Source organism: Photorhabdus laumondii subsp. laumondii, from assembly GCF_003343245.1.
Classification (GTDB): Bacteria; Pseudomonadota; Gammaproteobacteria; order Enterobacterales; family Enterobacteriaceae; genus Photorhabdus; species Photorhabdus laumondii.
The window spans coordinates 475,496-493,067 of sequence record NZ_CP024901.1 but is presented as its reverse complement, the minus strand read 5'-3'; the positions used below and the strand labels follow the sequence as shown (position 1 = coordinate 493,067).

The 17,572-nt window shown below is 41.6% G+C and carries 15 protein-coding genes; 6 read left to right on the top strand and 9 right to left on the bottom strand.

Features of this window, described 5'->3' with window-relative positions; genetic code table 11:
* Positions 1 to 255: 255 nt before the first annotated feature.
* On the top strand, positions 256 to 2,271 hold the full coding sequence (locus PluTT01m_RS02340) for an LTA synthase family protein (protein WP_011144847.1): 2,016 nt from the start codon (positions 256 to 258) through the stop codon (positions 2,269 to 2,271).
* Between the two features lie 65 nt (positions 2,272 to 2,336).
* Here the strand turns inward: PluTT01m_RS02340 and malG are convergent, their stop codons facing one another.
* The 3 genes from malG to malE all read right to left on the bottom strand — a co-directional run bounded on the left by malG (position 2,337) and on the right by malE (position 6,117).
* The gene (gene malG / locus PluTT01m_RS02335) at positions 2,337 to 3,227 is read right to left on the bottom strand and encodes a maltose ABC transporter permease MalG (RefSeq protein WP_011144846.1); all 891 of its coding nucleotides are present in this window, start codon (positions 3,225 to 3,227) and stop codon (positions 2,337 to 2,339) included.
* 12 nt (positions 3,228 to 3,239) lie between these two features.
* A complete protein-coding gene (gene malF / locus PluTT01m_RS02330) occupies positions 3,240 to 4,796 on the bottom strand; it encodes a maltose ABC transporter permease MalF (RefSeq protein WP_011144845.1) in 1,557 nt (518 codons plus the stop codon).
* A gap of 121 nt (positions 4,797 to 4,917) precedes the next feature.
* On the bottom strand, positions 4,918 to 6,117 hold the full coding sequence (malE, locus tag PluTT01m_RS02325) for a maltose/maltodextrin ABC transporter substrate-binding protein MalE (protein WP_011144844.1): 1,200 nt from the start codon (positions 6,115 to 6,117) through the stop codon (positions 4,918 to 4,920).
* 378 nt (positions 6,118 to 6,495) lie between these two features.
* Here malE and malK point away from each other — a divergent pair, with 378 nt between their 5' ends.
* From malK to PluTT01m_RS02300, 5 genes are all read left to right on the top strand, one after another.
* A complete protein-coding gene (gene malK, locus PluTT01m_RS02320; RefSeq protein WP_011144843.1) occupies positions 6,496 to 7,605 on the top strand; it encodes a maltose/maltodextrin ABC transporter ATP-binding protein MalK in 1,110 nt (369 codons plus the stop codon).
* Between the two features lie 36 nt (positions 7,606 to 7,641).
* Positions 7,642 to 8,928, top strand: a complete 1,287-nt coding sequence (locus tag PluTT01m_RS02315; RefSeq protein ID WP_011144842.1) for a maltoporin — start codon at positions 7,642 to 7,644, stop codon at positions 8,926 to 8,928.
* 248 nt (positions 8,929 to 9,176) lie between these two features.
* Complete coding sequence (gene malM, locus PluTT01m_RS02310; RefSeq protein ID WP_011144841.1) at positions 9,177 to 10,109, top strand: maltose operon protein MalM; 933 nt, start codon at positions 9,177 to 9,179, stop codon at positions 10,107 to 10,109.
* Positions 10,110 to 10,258: 149 nt separating this feature from the next.
* A complete protein-coding gene (gene abiEi / locus PluTT01m_RS02305; RefSeq protein WP_041379887.1) occupies positions 10,259 to 10,792 on the top strand; it encodes a type IV toxin-antitoxin system AbiEi family antitoxin in 534 nt (177 codons plus the stop codon).
* Complete coding sequence (locus PluTT01m_RS02300; protein ID WP_011144839.1) at positions 10,785 to 11,705, top strand: nucleotidyl transferase AbiEii/AbiGii toxin family protein; 921 nt, start codon at positions 10,785 to 10,787, stop codon at positions 11,703 to 11,705. The genes abiEi and PluTT01m_RS02300 overlap by 8 nt, the downstream gene beginning before the upstream one ends.
* A gap of 308 nt (positions 11,706 to 12,013) precedes the next feature.
* Here the strand turns inward: PluTT01m_RS02300 and waaB are convergent, their stop codons facing one another.
* The 6 genes from waaB to PluTT01m_RS02270 all read right to left on the bottom strand — a co-directional run bounded on the left by waaB (position 12,014) and on the right by PluTT01m_RS02270 (position 17,566).
* Positions 12,014 to 13,093, bottom strand: a complete 1,080-nt coding sequence (gene waaB, locus PluTT01m_RS02295) for a lipopolysaccharide 1,6-galactosyltransferase (RefSeq protein ID WP_011144838.1) — start codon at positions 13,091 to 13,093, stop codon at positions 12,014 to 12,016.
* A 10-nt stretch (positions 13,094 to 13,103) separates the two neighbouring features.
* Positions 13,104 to 13,883, bottom strand: coding sequence for a PIG-L family deacetylase (locus tag PluTT01m_RS02290; protein WP_011144837.1), 780 nt, complete (start codon positions 13,881 to 13,883; stop codon positions 13,104 to 13,106).
* A 1-nt stretch (position 13,884) separates the two neighbouring features.
* Entirely contained in the window at positions 13,885 to 14,631 is a 747-nt protein-coding gene (locus PluTT01m_RS02285) for a hypothetical protein (protein WP_011144836.1), read from the bottom strand.
* Positions 14,632 to 14,641: 10 nt separating this feature from the next.
* Positions 14,642 to 15,268 (bottom strand): nucleotidyl transferase family protein, encoded by a 627-nt coding sequence (locus PluTT01m_RS02280; RefSeq protein WP_011144835.1) that lies wholly within the window; start codon positions 15,266 to 15,268, stop codon positions 14,642 to 14,644.
* 481 nt (positions 15,269 to 15,749) lie between these two features.
* Positions 15,750 to 16,910, bottom strand: coding sequence for an aminotransferase class V-fold PLP-dependent enzyme (locus PluTT01m_RS02275; RefSeq protein ID WP_011144834.1), 1,161 nt, complete (start codon positions 16,908 to 16,910; stop codon positions 15,750 to 15,752).
* Entirely contained in the window at positions 16,910 to 17,566 is a 657-nt protein-coding gene (locus tag PluTT01m_RS02270; RefSeq protein WP_011144833.1) for a hypothetical protein, read from the bottom strand. The genes PluTT01m_RS02275 and PluTT01m_RS02270 overlap by 1 nt, the downstream gene beginning before the upstream one ends.
* Positions 17,567 to 17,572 lie beyond the last annotated feature (6 nt).

Sequence of the window (17,572 nt, the reverse complement as noted above, 5' to 3'; positions counted from 1 at the left end):
AAAATCAACCAGGCTGACACCTCATCGACATTCCTCTCCTGCCTTATATCGGCTGGAGTGCCTTTTCGAGGTAAAGATGGTTTGTAGTGTGAACCCTCTTTCAACCACGTTTGTCTGACCAATAACTACTCTACTGCAAAAAATAGCAAATAAAATAACCCAATGGGATAGGCAGTAAGTTGCTGAATGAGATAGGATCTTGACCTGCTAAACACTAAATTAACCTTACCAATCTATTACCAATAAGAAGGCATTATGTGGTTTTCCAGATTTAAACTGGCTTTTATCGCACTTTTACTTCCCTGGTTGCTAACGGTAGCAACACAAATGGCGGGAAGAATCTATCTTCTCTTAACTTATGGCAGTTATCAGCTCTTCATTGACTCTACTCAAGACGTGGAACGAATGTTCTGGATCGGCGGATTGTTTGATATTCGTATTGCCAGTCTGCTGTTTGTGCCTTGTCTGCTGATTGCTAGCTTATTTGCCATTAATAAAAACAGCTTCAACATATGGCAACACGCCTATCCGTGGTTGGCAACAACACTCAATACCGTAGTCGGGGCTTTGACGGTAAGTAATGTTTACTACTATGCCACTTATGAACGGTCGTTCGATATTTTCATCTTCGGCTTAGTGGAAGATGATACGCAAGCCGTGCTGCACACCCTATGGAACGACTATCCGGTGATTGAAAGTTTGCTCTGTTTAGCGCTGTTCGCAATGACTGTTTTCTGGTCCTGTCTGCTCTGGCAACGCTACCTTATTTCACGCACAGAGCGCAAAACCAGTCTGCCGGTTTCTGCGATGGCGACGCTGGTTATTTTGACTGTCTGTTTCATTGGCATGCGTGGCTCCATAGGCACCTTTCCACTACGTCAGTCCAATACACAAGTTTCAGAAGTCAAAATGCTTAATATGCTGACACCTAATGGCCCAATGGCACTGAATTGGGCGTTTAATGATCATTACAAAAACAGCCACTTCCCAGAAGCAACAGATGCACAAGGTAGCTGGTTATTAAACCATTTTCTAGAGAAGCCAACCCCCGCAAATCTGTCACCGTTTATGGCTAAAACTGCCGATAATCCCACCGCTCAAAAAAATCCGCCTCATGTAATATTTAACGTCATGGAGAGTATGGGTTATCACCTACAAAGTTTGGATCGCCCAGATCTTGATGTTTTTGGCGCTCTACGCCAGCACTGGCAAAACGACTGGCGTTTTGAACGTTTCATTTCTGAAGGAGATGGCACCATTGATAGTTTAAGCCGTTTCTTGATCCGCAGCCCAAACAGCGCAGTCAGTCAATCCACCGCGCAGCATCTCGATTTCACCAGCAATATGTTCAAACCCTATCTGGCGAATGGTTACAAAATTATCTTCGTCACATCCGGTAACGGCGCATGGCGTAATTTGAATCAGTTCCTGCCAAACCTGGGAGTCAGTGAATTTATCGATCAAAATGGGCTGAAAAAACGCTATCCAGAAGCCAAATTCGATACCTGGGGTGTACCTGATGAGTTTATGTTCCGTTATATTGAAGAGCGCTTAACTCAGGCAGAAAAGAACGGGGAGCATGTTCTGATTATGTCGTTATCTACTACTCATCACCCACCGTATAAATCGCCGGCAGGTTATCAGAAAACCGACATCAAGCTGAGTGATACCGAGAAACAACGTTTAAGTCATTTGGCTAGTGGTAGTGAGTTACAAGAGGTTTTTCATACCCTGCGTTACGCCAATGATCAATTAGGACAATTTATTAGTTGGGTAAAATCTCAGTCATTGGCTTCCCATACCATTATTGCGGCAACCGGTGACCATAATATTCGAGGTATCAGTTATCCAGATGCTCATGAGTTGGCAATCGGCCACGGTGTACCGTTTTATCTCTACGTGCCGCCCGCTTATCGCCAAAACGCAACTTTTGATGCTACCAGAGTCGGCAGTCATAAAGACATTTGGCCAACCCTCTACCATTTGAGCTTGTCACATACAGCTTATTACCGTACCGGCTGTAATTTGCTGGCTGAACATCTAGACCCTATCTGGTGTCAAGGATATAACCCGGAAGTCACTATTACACAGCAAGGAGCTTATGTCATGATAGGCAAAGGTGAATTTCGACCGTGGGCAAATCAAACAGGATTATTACTCGGTGACCCCCAGCCAATGACAGCAGACCAAACCAAACAGTTCAAACGTTGGCAGGCATTTACCGATCTCCTGTCATGGCAATTAAATCGTCAAGTTCACCACCAGCAATAATTGATACTTCCGTGAATCCCTTTAATCTCAATATATTAAAGGGATTCACATTGAGAATATTGCGATTAGCCTTTTACTCCCCCGGCGGTCAAACCACTGACCAACCAGCGCTGAGCAACCAAGAAGACGATGGTAATCGGGAGTGCCGAGAGCACAGCAGCGGCGGCAAAATCTCCCCAAAGATAGTTCTGTGGGTTAAGGTACTGCTGCATGCCCACCGCCAAAGTGTAATTGTTCACATCTCGCAAAAGCAGTGAGGCAACAGGCACTTCCGTAATCACACCAATGAAGGAAAGAATGAATACCACTGCCAGAATCGGTACCGAAAGCGGTAGCAGCACCATACGGAAAGCTTGCCACGGTGTCGCACCATCAAGCGCGGCAGCCTCTTCCAAGGAGCCATCAATGGTTTCGAAATAACCTTTAATCGTCCAGACATGCAACGCAATGCCCCCCAAGTAAGCAAAAATCACACCACCGTGGGTATTAAGGCCAATAAACGGTACATATTCCCCTAGTCGATCAAACAAAGCATACAGCGCCACCAAGGAAAGTACCGCCGGGAACATCTGAAAAATGAGCATGCCTTTCAGTAAAGTACTTTTACCGCGAAAATGCATACGGGCAAAAGCATAAGCACAAGTCGTTGATAAGGTAACGATACCTACAGCGGTAATAAAGGCCACCTTAACAGAGTTCCAGAGCCATAGCATAACCGGGAAAGGTGGCGGAGTAACACGGCCATCCGGTGATACCACACTGTAACCCAGTGCCAATTTCCAATGTTCCCAAGAGATATTTTCCGGGATCAAACTCCCCGTAGCAAAGTTCCCCGGCCGCAGGGAGATAGTAATAACCATCAGTAGAGGGAATAAGATCATGGCAATAAAGGTAAACATCAACAAATGTGTCGCTAACAAACGCCATTTCTGTGATTTGGGTTGAACCATTGCCATTGCATTCCTTCCTTAGTCAAATTTAATACGGGTAGCTTTCAGGTTAATAACCGCCAGTGCACCAACCAACAAAAAGATCACTGTCGCAATCGCCGCAGCCAAGCCAAAGTCCTGCCCACTACTGCCGTCGAAAGCAATACGGTAGGTGTAACTCACCAGTAAATCGGTATAGCCTGCCGGCGTCGTGGTGCCAATGCGATCTGGTCCACCAAGGGTTAACAACTGAATCAGAACAAAGTTGTTAAAGTTAAAGGCAAAGCTGGCAATCATCAGCGGCGTCAATGGTTTTATCAACAACGGGAAAGTAATCTTAAAAAAGTTCTGAAACGGCCCTGCACCATCCATTGCCGATGCTTCATACAGATCATCGGGTATTGCTTTCAATAACCCCATGCAGAGGATCATCATGTAGGGATATCCAAGCCAGGCATTCACTACAATCAGCATGGTTCGCGCCATCGTTGGATCGGTAAACCAAGCCGGTTTAAGACCGAATAGACCGTTAAGCAACAGATTGATCTCACCAAAACTTTGGTTAAACAACCCCTTGAAAATCAAAATAGAAATAAACGATGGTACTGCATAGGGTAAGATCAACAACACGCGATAAACAGCACGACCTTTCAGCGCTTCCCACTGCACGATGCAAGCCAAAACCATGCCAACAGCAACTGTCAGCACCACAGTGAACAGAGAAAACACAACTGTCCAAACGAAAATAGCGAGGAATGGTTTCTGAATACCTTCATCCTGTATCACCCGCAGGAAATTTTTCCAGCCGATGGTAACAGTAAATCCTGGCGTCAAAGTCTCATTACCCCATGTTCCCTCAGCATTGACAGACTGATAGAAACCGGTATCGGTATTGGGGCGATAAAGCGTACCTGTTTGATTGTCGGTGAGGGACTCACCATCTTCCCCAAGAGAGTATTGAGGGTGCACTCCAGAGAATTGACGTAGCGAACTCATTTTCAGCCGGTTACCATCCGGTAAAACAACAACCAACTGGTTCAATGCCTGTCGATTCTGGGTAATAATGCGCAATGTCGCTGCTTCACCGTTCTCAAGATTATCCTGCTCATACACATGCAGAGTCGTCTCTTCCATTGCTGACAGCGAAAACGGTTCGGACACTAGTTGCTTCGTTTGGCTCGGTATACTCAGTGCCAAAACCCACAAATCCGATTTTGGATAGAGCTTAAAAGTCAATGCTTGCCCTGACTGATACTGACGGCTCATCAGGACAGATTGTGCGCGTTCAAAAGTCAGTTGATTGATACTACTATAGTTGGTGAAGGCGATAGCAATGGTGCAAATGAGTGGAAACAGTACAAACAATCCCATGCCTGCCACACCCGGATAGGTATAGCGCCAGGCATAAGTATTGCGGTTGGAAAAAACATAAATCCCCATACCTAACAATACCAGTGTCACCATTGCAAACAGATACTCTCCCTGTGAGTACATCAATACCACCAGATAACCGGTAAAGAGTACACACAGGCTCACTGCAAGCCATTTCAGAGCAGAATGCTGCCACCATGATGTTTTTTCGAGCGTCGCTGACATAATGCTCTTCCTTTTTACTACGACGTAACAGCTTTGCGGATAGCTTAATCAATCTTCCTGCAAACAGGCATCCTTACTGGTTGCAGGAAAGAGAACTCCTTCAAAAAAGAGTTCTCACAGGTTACTTAGTTATACGGGCTTCGGCATCACTTAGTGCGGCATCAACGGTCTGACGGCCAGCCAACGCATTAACAATAGCGTTGCGCATGGCATACCAAAAACTGCTCATTTGTGAGACGTTCGGCATGATTTCGCCGTTTTTAGCATTTTCCATCGTGGCTGCAATACGTGGGTCCTTAGCCAGAATATCGTGATAGGATTTCAATGACACAGCCCCCAACGGCTTATCTTTATTCACCATCTCCAGACCTTCGTTGGTCAGCAAGTAGTTTTCCAAGAACTCTTTGGCTAGCTCTTTATTCGGGCTGGCAGTATTGATACCTGCCGTCAATACACCAACAAACGGCTTGGACGGATGACCGTTAAAGGTCGGCAACAATGCCACACCGTAATTTACCTTGCTCTTGTCGATGTTGGCCCACGCCCACGGACCGTTGATGGTCATCGCCGTTTCACCTTTGTTGAACGCCGCCTCAGCAATGGAATAGTCAGTATCTATATTTAGATGCTTATTTCTCACCAAATCGATAATGAAACGCAGGCCTGATTTGGCACCCGTATTATTCACTCCGGCATTCTTCACATCATATGCGCCATTTTCCAGCTTGAAAGCATATCCTCCGTCCGCAGCAATCAACGGCCAAGAGAAATATGGCTCTTGCAGATTAAACATAATGGCACTTTTGCCTTTACTCTTCAGCGCCTTATCCAGAGCCGGGATCTCTTCCCACGTTTTTGGTGGTGTCTTCACCAAGTCTTTATTGTAGATAAGAGAGAGGGCTTCAACCGCGATAGGGTAACCAACCAGTTTACCGTCGTAACGCACAGCATCCCAGGTAAACGGAAATAGCTTATCTTTGAAGCTCGGATCTGGCGTGATTTCTGTCACCAGACCAGACTGTGCATAGCCGCCAAAGCGATCATGAGCCCAGAAAATAATATCCGGCCCATCGCCGGTTGCTGCAACCTGTGAATACTTCTCTGCAAGCTTGTCTGGATGCTCAACCGTAACATTGACACCCGTATCTTTCTCAAACTTCTCACCAACTTGTGCCAGGCCATTGTAGCCTTTATCACCGTTGATCCAGATAACTAGCTTACCTTCCTCTATTTTTGCAAAAGCAGAGGCAGATAACACCAGCGTGGCTAAAACAGAAAGCGCTAAAGTACGGGCGCCTACTTTTAAGGTTGTTTTTATCATCATTCCGTCCTTATAGTTTAAGTAGGTTCAGAGTGAACTGTTTTGTTACATTGGCGGAGAGTGCTGATCTAGTGTGCAATTAACAATGGAAATACTCATCCTCCCCTACTCTACGCCCTGCCCGGAATGGGTGTGATCTCTATTACAAAAACAGAAGAAGCGTGCCGTTGCCCACAAAAAGGGGCATCTTTTTTTGCGATAAATATCACAATTTATCCAGTAGCTCATACCTAACCAGCTCAACAACGCTTATCTCATCCTCCTAACTCCTCCCCCATAAAAAATTTGGGTATGGAGGATTTACTCACCCGTCATCTTAAACACACTCTGGGTTATTATTTTTCACCGCGAATTGCGGTGATAAGTCCGGGGGAACACATGTCGAGCGTCACATTACATAATGTATCGAAGGCTTATGGTGAAACTATTATTTCCAAGAACATCAACCTTGAGATACAAGAAGGAGAATTTATCGTTTTTGTCGGTCCATCGGGTTGTGGAAAATCGACAATATTAAGGATGATTGCGGGTCTGGAAGATGTGACTTCCGGTGATTTGCTGATCAATAACATCCGAATGAACGATGTGCCCCCCGCCAAACGCGGCGTTGGGATGGTTTTTCAGTCTTATGCACTGTATCCCCACCTGTCTGTTGCAGACAATATGTCATTCGGCATGAAGCTGGCGGGCGCTAAAAAAAGTGATATTCAGCAACGGGTAAAACAAATTGCCGAGATGCTTCAACTCGCTCACCTGCTTGATCGCCGCCCTAAAGCCCTATCAGGTGGGCAACGTCAACGCGTTGCTATTGGCCGTACTCTGGTAGCTGAACCCAGTGTTTTTCTGTTAGACGAACCGCTTTCCAATCTGGACGCCGCACTGCGGGTCCAAATGCGCATTGAAATCTCACGCCTACACAAACGATTGCAACGTACGATGATTTATGTCACCCACGATCAGGTTGAAGCGATGACGCTGGCCGACAGAATCGTGGTACTGGATGGTGGAGATGTTGCCCAGATTGGCAAACCTCTTGAACTTTACCATTACCCGGTTAATCGCTTTGTTGCCAGCTTTATTGGTTCACCCAAAATGAATTTCCTGCCAGTTAAAGTCACGGCTACCGCTATTGATCAGGTACAGATTACTCTGCCCAACCGACAGCAAATCTGGCTGCCCGTAGAAAGCAAGGGGGTAAAAGTAGGCAGTAATGTCTCTCTGGGGATACGTCCTGAACACCTCCTGCCAAGTGATATCGCTGATGTCACGTTGGAAGGCATAGTGCAAGTTGTCGAGCAGTTAGGAAATGAAACCCAGGTTCACATTGAAATCCCGGCCATTCATCAGAATCTGGTTTATCGCCAGCCTGATGTTGTACTGGTGGAAGAAGGATCTACCTTCACCATCGGATTACCTCCCCACCGCTGCCATTTATTCCGAGAAGACGGAACCGCATGCCAGCGTCTGCATGAAGAACCCGGTGTTTAAGCCTGAGCTAATCAAAAAACGACAGGAGAATAATTGATGAAATCAATGCGTATATTACCTATCTCACTAACCATTATGGCCGGATTACTGTCTATCGAGGCGTCAGCCGTAGAATTCCACGGTTACGCCCGTTCTGGTATTGGTTGGACCGGCAGCGGCGGTGAGCAACAGTGTTTCCAAAGCACCGGCGCACAGAGCAAATACCGTTTAGGTAATGAATGTGAAACCTATGCTGAGCTTAAGCTAGGTCAAGAACTATGGAAGGACGGTAATAAGAGTTTCTACTTCGATACCAACGTGGCGTATTCCGTGGCGCAAAAAAATGATTGGGAATCCACCGACCCTGCGTTCCGTGAGGTGAATGTTCAAGCGAAGAACGTCATCGATTGGTTACCGGGTTCAACATTGTGGGCAGGTAAACGCTTCTACCAGCGCCATGACGTACATATGATTGACTTCTACTACTGGGATATCTCTGGTCCGGGTGCAGGCCTGCAAGATATTGATCTCGGCTTTAGTAAGCTCGCGCTGGCCGTCACCCGTAACACTGAATCTGGTGGTTCTTATGGCTGGATTGCTAGTCAGCGCAAAGAAATTCCCACCTCCAATGATGTCTACGATATACGTCTATCCGGTCTGGAAGTTAACCCAGGCGGCAATCTGGAGCTTGGTTTTGACTATGGACGCGCCAACGCGCGAGATCACTACAAACTTGACCGTCATGCTTCCAAAGATGGTTTCATGTTTACCGCCGAACATACACAGAGCATGTTAGGAGGCTTCAACAAATTTGTCGTACAGTACGCGACAGATTCCATGACCTCCTCCAACAGTGGTCATTCTGAAGGTGCCAGCGTAAACAATGACGGTTATATGTTACGTATTCTGAATCATGGCGCGATTAATCTCGCAGAAAAATGGGATCTCATGTACGTAGCGATGTATCAGGATACTGACCGTGACAACAACAATGGCAACACATGGTATACGGTTGGTGTACGTCCAATGTACAAATGGACATCGACGATGAGCACCCTGCTGGACATTGGTTATGATAACGTCAAATCCCAACGTACTCATGACACCAATGATCAGTACAAAATCACCCTAGCCCAACAATGGCAGGCAGGTGACAGCATTTGGTCGCGCCCGGCCATTCGCCTGTTCGCCACCTATGCAAAATGGAATGAAAAATGGGGTAATGCGAACAAAAAAGACGGTTACATCGATGGAATGGCCTACCGTGATACCGCAACGCATAAATTCAGCCGTGGCGACGATGATGAATTTACCTTTGGTGCACAATTCGAAGCTTGGTGGTAATCCGGTTACAACGATTTGATCTCAGATCAATCAAATGATTTGTAATGGTTAACGCCTTTTATACCCTATGGATTTCAAGATACATCGCGGCGGCAAGGGAACGAATCCCCGGGATCATAGCAAACTATGTGACCGGGGTGAGTGAGTGCAGCCAACAAAGAGGCAACTTGAAAGATAACGGGTATAGACTGATATGCCTCTTGACCGTGGGCATCAGTCTCTTTTTTTCAACCGAACAAGGGTAAGAGATGAAAACTAAACTGCTCTCATGTTGCCTTAGCGCGGTACTCTGTAGCACATTTCCTCTTATAGGATATGCAACGCCCATTACCGCAACTCAAGCAACTATCACAGCTAAAACAACCACAAAACAGGATATTGTCGCCCCGTCCCTCTCGATAACAGCATTGCAAAAACTGAGCTGGCAACCGATTAATACCAGTGATACTCAAACCATTATCCTCAATGCAGCATCTCAGCATCTTAATGAGGGAGAGATTCAGGGGCCGATAGCCGCATTCGCGCTGCCGGCAAACCGGGGCTCTTTGGATATTACCCTGAGCAGCTTAGTACAAGATAAACAAGTTTACGTGCCAAATGTTTTAGTCCTGGATCAAGGGTTACGCCCCGCCGCATTTTACCCGAGCAGTTATTTTCCCTATGAACGTCCGGGGGTTATGTCCACCGATCGGCTGGAAGGCACACTAAAGCTAACACCAGCACTGGGGCAACAACAAATTTATGTACTGGTCTACACCACCCGTACCGATTTGCAGAAATCCACCCAAATGGTTGATCCGGCCAAAGCTTACGCGCAAGGCGTCGGTAATGCCGTTCCCGCGATTCCCGATCCCGTTGCCCGCCACACACAAACCGGTACGTTGAAGCTGAAAGTGAGATCGGAACAAAACGCCAGCAACATCACGATTGGTCAAGTCTTCTCAAGTCCAGCACAAGAACCGATCATTGTCGGGCCAACACAAGCCATCGTAACGCCGTCTACGCTGCAAAAAGTCAAACCAGTCCTGAGTGATACAGAACGTTATTTCAGTGATGCAATTAAAAAAGAAATTAGCAATGGCAATATCGATAAGGCACTCAAATTGCTGGATGAAGCGGAGCGCCTTGGATCTTCAACGGCACGAGAAACATTTATCAACAGTATCAAAAACAAAGGGTAAACAAATGCTCTCCGAAGAGGAGGGCATCAGGTTTAACTCCTTTTTACACACATCCCCCGGAAATGGTTTTTTTGTATACAAATAATTGTTATGATGAGTATCTACACACAAAACACCCTTTAAAGGGATTTTACAGTAGAGATAACACAATGGATATGCTCACAGCAATTAACAAATTAGATGAATTCAGCAAAATGGGAAGAGCCGTTTTCCTTTTACAGGATTTGGAAGTCATCTTTGCTGACGAGACTTCTCGAACATTGCAAAAATCTATTGATCGCCTCATCAAAGCCGGACTGTTACTTCGCATTACCAAAGGGGTTTATGTCTATACGCGGGCCAGCATAGGAAGCTATCCCTTGGAGACTATCGCCAAAAATATCCGACGAGGCGAATATAATTACATCAGCCTGGAGTCAGCTTTATCTCAATATGGGTTCATCTCACAAATCCCAATCGACCGCCTGACAATCATGTCTACTGGCAGAGCTGGAGAGTTTAAAACACCGTGGGGAGTCATTGAAATCACCCACACCAGCAGAGAGCCTAGCGAAATTCTGAAGGCAACATTAGAAAGCCGTGGCCCCCTGCGTATCGCAAAAAAAGAGACTGCTCTGCGTGACCAAAAAAGAGTGGGGAGGAATATGCATTTAGTTCAACTAGAGGAACTCAACTATGTCTAGCCACGTTAACTTTAACGCCATTGTTGATGAAGTCATTGAACAAGACAGACTGGCAAACCTGAGGCCAGTTGTAGAAAAAGAACTGTTGCATTATGACATCCTGTTTTGTCTTTCTAAGGACGGTTTACTCAAGGAGATTACCTTTCAGGGTGGTACATCGCTAAGGCTCTGCTACGGCTCTAACCGATTTAGCGAAGATCTGGATTTTGCTGGTGGGCGTGGTTTCTGTTCCGCTGATTTGAGTAGAATCAAAGAGTGTATCGAGAAATACCTGGGTGTACGATATGGGCTTGAGGTCACGGTAAAGGAACCGAATGAACTACGAAACAAACCGGAGTATGCAGAAGTAAAAGTGGATAAATGGCAAATATCCGTCACTACTGCGCCTGAACGTAAAGACCTGCCAAAACAGCGCATAAAAATAGAAATCGCCAATATTCCTGCCTATACAAACACCCCCCGTTCATTGATAAGAAATTATTCAGTGTTACCCGACGGATATGCTGATCTCCTTGTGTCTGTCGAAACCCTGCCTGAAATCATGGCCGATAAGCTGATAGCATTCCCTGCTACTACATCTCAAATTCGATACCGCGATATGTGGGATTTATTATGGTTAAGTCAGCAAAATACGACACCAGACATAGAACTCATTAAAAGAAAAGTATCAGATTATCAGCTTGATAACTTTGAGGAATTGCTTCAAGCCAGAATCGACTCGATTGAAATTATTGTTGCTTCTGGTCACTTTCACAACGAGATGAGACGATTTATACCCGCACCTATATACGACAGAAGTGTAGGACAAGAAGCATTTTCCACCTATTTAACGACGAGCCTAAAGGAGTTGTTAACCACTGTGAAGAAAAGCCTGTATTCTTCAGGAGACAACTCCATTCCATTCAAGTTATAACGATTACATGTATTTTATGGCTGCTCTGGTGCCCTAGATTAAAATACCGCATTGCTGCCACTGAGCCGTTTGCAATGAATGCGACTTAAGGGTTCCTTCTATTTCCTTTGTTTGTTGAATCAATATCAGCCAGTATTCATAGAGTTGTTTCAAAACCCTGCATGCAATAGCAGTTAATCATTATTTACATCCTCAAGTGCTTCAGGCAGCAGAGCGTTGCGGAAAAACGATGCCATATTCTGCTGCCAATCCTCCGATTTGACTAGAGATAGATAGCAACGCGTTTTTGAACTAATAACTGTCGTACATTAGATCTGAGCTAATACAGGTAAAGCCTTAGTGATTCTTAACAGGAAATTATCTTCATAAAGAAAGGCAATAGAATTTTTTATTGCTTGATGATCTCTTATTTTATATTCGTCAATAATGAGTTGTAATTTTTCAGACAACTCAGGAATACTACCTGATTTATAAAGTTCACCATTAAAATCATTGATAATATCACCCGGGCCACATTGACAATCTGAACTTATACAATAGATACCATAAGATATTGCTTCCGCTAATACCATGCCAAAGCCTTCATATTTTGAGGTTAAAATAAAAGCGGACACCTCTTTTATATTATCCATCACAAATTCCCAAGGCTGATTTTTCCAACCGTGCCAAATAATATTGTTACTTATATTAAGTTGTGAAGATAATTCTTTTAAATAAACCTCATCATCACCAGAACCTACTATATGTAACTCCCAATGACCATGCAATTGTGAAAGCGCTAAAAACAGTTCAGTTAGATTTTTTGACTTATAGGCAAGAATTCTGCCAACATATAAGAATCTGGCTATGTGTTTTGGTTGAGGAATGATAAAAGAGTTCATCTTGATAGGATTGAAAATAAGATGAAGCTTGTCTGTTTTTATTCCAAAGGATAACATTTGATCTCTTAAACCAGAACTAATTACAAGGTGCTCGTCGGCACAGCATAAATCTTTAATTTTTTGTGAGGTAGGATTTCTAATGGAAGTATGCAGCCAAGAGTAAGTTTTTACCGGGAAATTAATTTTTTCACAGGAAAGTCGAGCAATATTACAAGATGTTGTGTCTAAACTTATTAAAATCTCGGGGTGAAATCTTTCTAATATCAAGGACAGTTCACATGCAATATCCGGGCGAGATTCGTCATTGCTTGGCGTTAAGGAGATATATTGAGCATGAGATAACCAATCACGATTTTCAATTCTATTTTTCTTATTCAGAGATATGAAAATGAAATCAATTTCAATGTTGGCACGGCCAATCAAATTTATTAAATTCGAACATACCGTTTCTACCCCACCATATCCATTCAAGAAAAGATCATGGTATATTATGAATATTTTTTTCATTAAAAATCCTTTATCGAATTAACCAAAAACGCTCTTGCACTTTTATTTCATTAATAGTTCGATGATATTTCTCCAATGAAATTAAAATGTTTGATTTATTATCAAATAGAGGTTCTAATTGAGACTCATAAAATAGGATGTTTTGTGCTTTTTCTTTTAAATCAATATCCACCAATATGGCACGCTTATCAAATTTATTATTTCTTAATAAAGCACTTTCCAAACTATCAGGGTTAATAATAGGGTATTCACCTAAAACATAGGGAAAATCTTCATAAAGCAATATCTTAAACTTACGTGAACCTTTTATATTAGGTACAAGATTATTTATTATGATATGGTCTACATGTCGACCTATCCCCAAAGGGGCATAGATATAATCAGGTTGATAATTTAACAATATTTTGTCAATTAGCTCTTGAGCCATATCGGATGCATCATCTGATTTATGTATCTGGCCAGTATAAATCATGGCCGAATTTTTATACATAGGTTCACCGTATTGATCGGTCCTGTAAATGCAATCTAAAATTTTACCATGTATTGGAATCACTGATAATTTATTGCAAAAAGCAATATCCTCATTAGCTCGCTTTGAATAAAGTTTTATAAATGAATATATATTATCATTATGTGCAGAGTGTGAGTAATGAGATGTCAGGTCTTTATCATATTCAGTAAAAAATGTTAAAATAATCACCTTTTGATTTTCTGAAACTAATTTATGTATTAAACCGCCAGCGCTTAAAGCTGCATCATCTAAATGAGGTGATAGAAATAGATGTATCATTTTAAATCTCCATGTAAAAGTTATTATATTTTATTTCCATCAGTACAATATAAATAGCAGCGAGATCAATGCGTATCCCATCCCTATTTTTTATAAAATCTGAGTTATCAATGTTTGAATTTTCTTGGCATTGAACTCTTTCATCATGGGCATAAAATTCTTTCATTATATCAAACCAGCCAGCATGGATTCTTTTTGCTGCAACTTCTATTACGCTGTCACTGTGGCCTAATATTGTCATTAAATCAGAAAAAATAGTATCGTTTGTAGAAAGTAAGCTCTCATAATTAAAATTATCAGACACAATATTATCATCGTATGAACAAGTATCTTTTATTACTTCCGATATAATACTCAGGTCACTCTTTATTAACCTTTTCTCAAATTTCTTCTCTTTTTCAGTGAATGCTTGATAAGGTTTTAAAAAATTAACCTGTAAGTTGTACTCAATTTCAAGTTTTGTTATTGAGTCTTGCATAGCAGTTTTATTATCGACTAAATATTTTGCACACCATAAGTCGTGTATGCAAGAAGCAAGAATATCTAAGTTATCATCCTGCTCCAAGAACAGACATATTTCAGAAAATAATTTAATTTGTGAACTATTTAACTGGCAATTTAAAGTTTTTTGGCTAGGATTAAATATAAATGAAGCTTGTTTTAATCTTCTCTGAATCTCTTTGGATAAATATGTTGAATTTAAATTGATTTTGCTATCCAGCAGTTCTTTGTTATTTTCTTTACTCATGTTCCATCTCCTATTCTTTGTTCATTAATCTTATTTCTGTTGATGATATATCTAAGCGAAATAGATTTTCTGGAATAGATTCAAATAAAAATCGATGTTCCTTTCTAATATTCATCAAGTCATCGACGGTATGATATTTATTATTAAAAAAACGTCCAGCCACCAGAAATCGACAATCATTATTCTTAATTGTCATAAGAGATTTTTTTAATCCTTCCTCACCTCCATAATAAATAGGGTTATTAATTTCTTGGCATAAATCAGCGCCAATGACAAAAATTGCTCCCTGGTAAATATGCGATTTTTCAGTAAAAATTTTAGCGTCACTTAAAACTATATCACCTTTCCCCTTAAATTGTCTTATCCTCTCGAAAATTTCATCGGTTGAAATGGTAAGTTTTACCGCATTCTTGATTGACAGTTCATAATAGGGTTTTCTTTTCGTCATCGCTGTAGCGATTTCTTTTAATTCTTCATGGCCTTTATGCAGTGGATTAAAAGAACCAGATAAAATTAAAGTCTCTTTCCAGTCTATGTTTGTATTGTTAAAATCTCCGTTTCTATCAATATGGATATAATTCAACTTACCATTAATTAAATCAATTAGATAACGCTCATTCTTGTCAGGCATATTCATCTATATTCTCATATGCTATTGTTGTTAATTAAATATACCCGTTATCTTTCAAGTTGCCTCTTTGTTGGCTGCACTCTCTTGCCGCCGTGATGCATCTTGAAGTTTCTTGGGTATATATATCGCTTTATTATATAATCACATATTTATTAAGTGCCATTATTATATTATTTACCAATGGTGATTAATGATATATTTTCACTCTTTTAAAATAAATATCAATTTGATTTCCCTAGTGATTGCCAGACCATTTGTTAACGGTAATTTATACCCGTCATCTTTCAAGTTGCCTCTTTGTTGGCTGCACTCTCTCACCCCGGTCACATAGTTTGCTATGCTCCCGGGGATTCGCTCCCTTGCCGTCGCGATGCATCTGGAAATCCATAGGGTATATTGTTTTTTAACATTAAAACCATTAACTATAAATATTTTATTCGCAGCTCAGCTTATTACTAAATCGCCTAACCCCCCTAAATTATTCTCATTAATTATCAGTATTTTCTCTATAATTTTCCTCAGTGATATTAACTAAGGCAGATTTTATTTTTAAAATATCTTCCGTTGTATGCGTCGTATCAAGGCTAACCCGAACAGCGCCATCAGGATAAGTCCCGAATTTTTTATGCGCTAACGGTGCGCATTGCAATCCGGGACGGGTAATAATATTGTATTTGTTTTCTAGTATATAAGAGACTTCTCCGGGATGATAACCTTCTACTGTAAAAAGAATTGTTGGTAACCCAACTTGATGTTTACAGATCAATTTGATCTTCTTTAATTGTGATAGCTCATCTATAAGAGTTGTACGCAAAGTTTGTAATTGATTTTGAATATTCTCCACTCCAATTTTTTTTAAACGCCTGATAGACGCTAGCAATGAAAGTATGCCAATAGTGTTTTGTGTTCCTGATTCATACTTGTATGGTATTCCCGTTGGTTGCGTTGTTAATCTTGATAATACACCTGTCCCACCCTGGATTAATTCATTATGAGAAAATCCATTATCAAGAATAAAGTACCCGCCAATACCTGATACTCCACCTAAACTTTTGTGTCCGCTAAAAACAAGGTAATCAATATTACCTTTCGATAAATCCATTACTTGTGAACCAAAAGATTGTGAACCATCAACTAAAACCATCGCGCCGTATAAATGTGCCAGTTTTCCTATCTCATCTATATTACAAAATGTACCAATAGTATTGGCGCAACTATGAATCACTAATAACTTAGTTTTCTTATTCTTTAATAAAAACGCCAAATGCGACATATCAATTTCACCATCTGTCACATCGATAAATTGACTACTTACCCCAATGTCTTTTAAATGGTTTATCGGCCTAAGGACTGAATTATGTTCTAAATGGGTAGTAATGACATTATCACCCGGCTTAAGTGTACCTTTTAGACATTCGTTGAGTGAATATGTTGCTCCTGAGTTAAAAATTACTGTCCCATGTCCATTTAATTTTGTTTGTTCGATAAATTCGTGTCGGCACTCTTCAACGAGTTCCGTAACCTTTTTAGATTGTTGCGATAAAGATCGCCCTGGAGTTACCCCAAGAGTGTCTAAATACATATTTATCATGTCTTTCACTTCTTGTGACTTTGGCCATGAAGTAGAAGCTACATCCGCATATAACATTATCCAACCTCCATATGGTTACTAATATATGATTTGAATTTTTTAGCCGTCGCATCCATCTCCTTTATTCCTTCATTATCTCTCCAATCGGATCTTTCAGGCACATTTAAACTATTTGCCAATACGGTTCTTATCATTCCTCTCTCAATGAAATCTGATTCACCTATCGTAAAAATATACTTATTACCACTATCTTCAACGTAAATATAGGGGCCAGCCTCACCGAACATCTCAAGTTCATCCAATGAGTCTATTGTATGCATTTTAAATTGATCCTTTAATTTATTATGCAGATCAATCTCGGTAGGAAAACAACATAAATGTGCATGGTAACAATACTTTTGATTCGGGTCCATGATGATACAACCACCGGCTCGTCCATTTTCATAACAAAGAGGATTACTTATATTGTAATATTCACGATAAAAATCATTTACTATATTCTTAAACTGTTTCAGTTCTTTTATTGCTTCGTCATCATATATTTCTGCAAAGCACCGGCACCCCCCTAAATCAGTATCACATTTATTGGTGGCAATTATTATATAGCCCTCAATTATCTGACCTTTAGGTACGAACGCATAGAAATATTCTCCTTGTAAAAGTATTTTATCTTTTTCAAAGGAAGATTCGGGGTGACAAAAAATACATCCCATTTTAAA

Excerpts from the sequence above, each read along its gene's own strand:
- PluTT01m_RS02340 (WP_011144847.1), top strand. The coding sequence starts at position 256 with ATGTGGTTTTCCAGATTTAAACTGGCTTTTATCGCACTTTTACTTCCC.
- malG (WP_011144846.1), bottom strand. The coding sequence starts at position 3,227 with ATGGCAATGGTTCAACCCAAATCACAGAAATGGCGTTTGTTAGCGACA.
- malF (WP_011144845.1), bottom strand. The coding sequence starts at position 4,796 with ATGTCAGCGACGCTCGAAAAAACATCATGGTGGCAGCATTCTGCTCTG.
- malE (WP_011144844.1), bottom strand. The coding sequence starts at position 6,117 with ATGATAAAAACAACCTTAAAAGTAGGCGCCCGTACTTTAGCGCTTTCT.
- malK (WP_011144843.1), top strand. The coding sequence starts at position 6,496 with ATGTCGAGCGTCACATTACATAATGTATCGAAGGCTTATGGTGAAACT.
- PluTT01m_RS02315 (WP_011144842.1), top strand. The coding sequence starts at position 7,642 with ATGAAATCAATGCGTATATTACCTATCTCACTAACCATTATGGCCGGA.
- malM (WP_011144841.1), top strand. The coding sequence starts at position 9,177 with ATGAAAACTAAACTGCTCTCATGTTGCCTTAGCGCGGTACTCTGTAGC.
- abiEi (WP_041379887.1), top strand. The coding sequence starts at position 10,259 with ATGGATATGCTCACAGCAATTAACAAATTAGATGAATTCAGCAAAATG.
- PluTT01m_RS02300 (WP_011144839.1), top strand. The coding sequence starts at position 10,785 with ATGTCTAGCCACGTTAACTTTAACGCCATTGTTGATGAAGTCATTGAA.
- waaB (WP_011144838.1), bottom strand. The coding sequence starts at position 13,093 with ATGAAAAAAATATTCATAATATACCATGATCTTTTCTTGAATGGATAT.
- PluTT01m_RS02290 (WP_011144837.1), bottom strand. The coding sequence starts at position 13,883 with ATGATACATCTATTTCTATCACCTCATTTAGATGATGCAGCTTTAAGC.
- PluTT01m_RS02285 (WP_011144836.1), bottom strand. The coding sequence starts at position 14,631 with ATGAGTAAAGAAAATAACAAAGAACTGCTGGATAGCAAAATCAATTTA.
- PluTT01m_RS02280 (WP_011144835.1), bottom strand. The coding sequence starts at position 15,268 with ATGAATATGCCTGACAAGAATGAGCGTTATCTAATTGATTTAATTAAT.
- PluTT01m_RS02275 (WP_011144834.1), bottom strand. The coding sequence starts at position 16,910 with ATGTTATATGCGGATGTAGCTTCTACTTCATGGCCAAAGTCACAAGAA.
- PluTT01m_RS02270 (WP_011144833.1), bottom strand. The coding sequence starts at position 17,566 with ATGGGATGTATTTTTTGTCACCCCGAATCTTCCTTTGAAAAAGATAAA.